The organism is Sphingomonas mangrovi (assembly GCF_047975845.1).
GTDB lineage: Bacteria > Pseudomonadota > Alphaproteobacteria > Sphingomonadales > Sphingomonadaceae > Sphingomonas.
The window spans coordinates 1-2,967 of record NZ_JBIUCZ010000067.1; the positions used below are offsets into that span (position 1 = coordinate 1).

The following is a 2,967-nucleotide window of genomic DNA, read 5'->3' on the forward strand; positions in this document are numbered from 1 at the left end:
CAACACCCCCAGAAAGTGCCTCGGCTTCCGTACCCCCGCCGAGGCATTCCAACTGTTGCACTTCGAATGTGAATCCACATGCTGACCTTCGTCAGCATGACGGAGTGGGTATGCGGACGCCGCCCCCCCGAAGTGCCCCTGCGCAGGCAGGAGCCCAGGGCCGCAGGCATTGCGCTGTGTGACTCTGGGCTCCTGCCTGCGCAGGAGCACGAAGGAGGGTTTAGGCGAACACCGACTTCGGAATATGGGTGATCCGGCACGCCAGGTCCGCCTCCCCCGACGCCACCACGTAGACGTCGCCATGCTCGGCGATGCCGGTCGTGAACACCACGTCGCGCACGTACATCTTGTCCTCCAGCGGCCGGGTCAGTTCCGGGTTGGCCTCCAGCAGCGGCGGGTGCTGGGTGGCGACGGTGCGGCTCGGGTCGTCGGCGTCGAGGATCGTCCAGTAGGTGCGATAGATGCCGACGATCTCGTGCGGCTCGACCCCGTGCCACAGGCTCAGCCAGCCGCGATCGGTGCGGATCGGCGGGGTGCCGCCGCCCATGCGCGCGGTGGCGACGGTCGCGGCATGCGGGCGGATGCCGGGCTTGCGATACGGCTTCCAGTGCAGCAGGTCGGGCGAGGTCGCGAGGTTGATCGACGGCCCGGGCCGCCACTCGCTGTCGGGCGGATAGGCGAAATAGAGGTCGCCGAGTGGCCGCGTCTGCGCCCAGTAGCGCCCGTCGACCTTCCCCTCGAACAGCAGCATGTCCTTGTTCTGATGGTCGAGGACGATGTCCTCGAAGCGCCAGTCGAGCCCGTCGTCGGAGCTGTAGAGCGTGGTCGAGTGGCGTTCCGGGCTCACCGAGCAGGTGGTCATCCAGTAGCGGCCGTCGATGCGGCTGATGCGCGCATCCTCGACGCCATAGCATTGCCAGCTGCCCTGGGGCGCGACGGCGCGGTCGTAGTGCACCGCCACCACCTCCAGCCCGTCCGCCGACAGTTCGACCGGCAGCAGCCACGACAGCGAGGTGAGCGCCATCACCCGCCACTTGCCGCCGGTGAGCAGGAACTTGCGCGGATCGGCGGTGTCGGCGTGCTCGAGCGGCCAGCCGTCGAGCACGTAGCGCCCGGCGCTGCCCTCCTCGCCCTCCCAGCGGATCGCATGGACCTTGCCGTCGCGGATCGGCTGGCGCAGCGCCTCGGCCACGCGCACCATCATCAGCAGATTGCCGTTGGCCAGCCGGGTGAGGCCGGGGTTGAACGCGCCGAGCACATAGGTCTCGGCGTCGAGCTGCCCGGCCAGCGGCGAGCGCGACAGGTCGACGTCGTCGGGGGTGAAGACCAGCCTGTCGACCGCGTAGGTCATTCGCCGGCCTGGTCGCGCGGCACGAGCACCAGCTGCTGCACCACGGTGCGGCGCGGCTGGGTGAGCATATAATGGACGCCGACGGCGATGTCCTCGGCGCGCAGCATCGTCTCCTCGCGGATCTGCTCGCGCTGCTTTTCCACGGGAACGTCGGGCAGCTGCATGTTGCTGCCGGTCTTGCCCGGCTCGACCAGCCCGACGCGGGTGCCCTTGGGGCCGAGCTCGCGGCGCAGCGCCTCGGCAAAGCCGGCGATGCCCGCCTTGATCCCGGCGTAGACCGTGGAGTGCGGCCCGAGCACATGCGCGCTCATCGATCCGACCAGCACCAGGTCGCCGTTCACGTCCAGCAGATCGGCGGCGGCGTGCGCGCCCACCAGATAGGCGGTGAAGTCGAGCGCGATCGCGTCGCGCAGCGCCGCCTCGTCCATCTCCGTCACGCCCGAGGCGGCCGTCGCGGCGTTGAGCACCACCGCGTCGAGCCCGCCCAGCCGTTCGCGCCCCATGTCCAGGAACCCGCGCGCCGCATCCGCCTGCCGGAGGTCGAGCACCACGCCGTCGCCCTCGCCCACTTCGCGGATGCGGGCGAGCGCGTCCGCCAGATGATCGCCGTCGTGCCCGCACACGAACACCCGCGCGCCTTCGGACGCGAGGAGCACCGCGATCGCGCGGCCGATGCCGGTGGTGCCGCCGGTGATCGCCACGCGGCGGCCGGCAAGCGGGAGAACGGCGGTGTGGGCGTCGCGGGTGTCGGTCATGCAGGCTCCTGATCGGTTCGCCCCAACAAGCCTTTGCGCCCGCCGAAGTTCCGACGCTGCAATCGTCGAGCGGGCTGCAACCGCGCTTAGGGCGCCGCGTTGATGCGGCGACCCGCCACGACGTGCGCGACGGGCGCCCCCCGCTTCCCAAGGAGACCGTCATGGGCCTTTTCACCAAGGACATCGCGACGCTGGACGATCTGTTCGTCCACACGCTGCAGGACATCTATTACGCCGAGAACCAGATCACCAAGGCGCTGCCGAAGATGATCGACAAGGCCACCGACGCGCAGCTGCGGAAGGGCTTCGAGACGCATCTGAAGGAGACCGAGGGCCAGATCGCCCGGCTGGAGCGCGTGTTCGAGATGCACGGCAGCAAGGCCAAGGCGGTGACCTGCCCGGCGATCGACGGCATCATCAAGGAAGCCAACGAGCTCGCCGGCGACATCGCCGACAAGAAGGTGCTCGACGCCGCCCTGATCGCGGCCGCGCAGGCGGTCGAGCATTACGAGATCACCCGCTACGGCACGCTGATCGCCTGGGCCAAGGAACTGGGCCGCGCCGACTGCGCGAGCGTGCTCCAGGAAACGCTCGACGAGGAAAAGGCGACCGACGACAAGCTCACCAAGATGGCCGAAAGCAAGGTCAACCAGAAGGCCGAGGCCGCTACGGCGTGATTGTGAGGGGGGCGCCGGGAAAGCTCGGCGCCCCTGCTTTCACGAGCTGAGGCAGTACTAAGCGGCAACGTCCGCTACCGCCTGTGGGTTCAACCGGTGGTCGCAACGCATCATTCTCGAGGTGAGGAGGGTGTGAGCGATGAGGCAGCGCAAGCGGATCTACTATTCGGCCGAGCAGCGGGCG

3 protein-coding genes are annotated in these 2,967 nt (G+C 68.9%); 1 reads left to right on the plus strand and 2 read right to left on the minus strand.

Annotation, left to right across the window (positions count from 1 at the left end; all coding sequences use genetic code 11):
• Nucleotides 1-220: 220 nt before the first annotated feature.
• Both ACBY01_RS17100 and ACBY01_RS17105 read right to left on the minus strand, forming a co-directional pair.
• Nucleotides 221-1,351: a glycoside hydrolase family 130 protein gene (locus ACBY01_RS17100; RefSeq protein WP_416462192.1), complete on the minus strand. Its 1,131-nt coding sequence runs from the start codon at nucleotides 1,349-1,351 to the stop codon at nucleotides 221-223.
• Nucleotides 1,348-2,106, minus strand: a complete 759-nt coding sequence (locus ACBY01_RS17105; RefSeq protein ID WP_416462193.1) for an SDR family oxidoreductase — start codon at nucleotides 2,104-2,106, stop codon at nucleotides 1,348-1,350. The genes ACBY01_RS17100 and ACBY01_RS17105 overlap by 4 nt, the downstream gene beginning before the upstream one ends.
• 161 nt (nucleotides 2,107-2,267) lie before the next feature.
• Between ACBY01_RS17105 and ACBY01_RS17110 the strand changes: the two genes are divergently transcribed.
• Nucleotides 2,268-2,783 (plus strand): YciE/YciF ferroxidase family protein, encoded by a 516-nt coding sequence (locus tag ACBY01_RS17110; RefSeq protein WP_416462194.1) that lies wholly within the window; start codon nucleotides 2,268-2,270, stop codon nucleotides 2,781-2,783.
• The last annotated feature ends 184 nt before the right edge of the window (nucleotides 2,784-2,967 follow it).

Bases quoted from the DNA above. Each gene is read 5' to 3' on its own strand.
- ACBY01_RS17100 (WP_416462192.1), bottom strand. From the start codon at position 1,351: ATGACCTACGCGGTCGACAGGCTGGTCTTCACCCCCGACGACGTCGAC.
- ACBY01_RS17105 (WP_416462193.1), bottom strand. From the start codon at position 2,106: ATGACCGACACCCGCGACGCCCACACCGCCGTTCTCCCGCTTGCCGGC.
- ACBY01_RS17110 (WP_416462194.1), top strand. From the start codon at position 2,268: ATGGGCCTTTTCACCAAGGACATCGCGACGCTGGACGATCTGTTCGTC.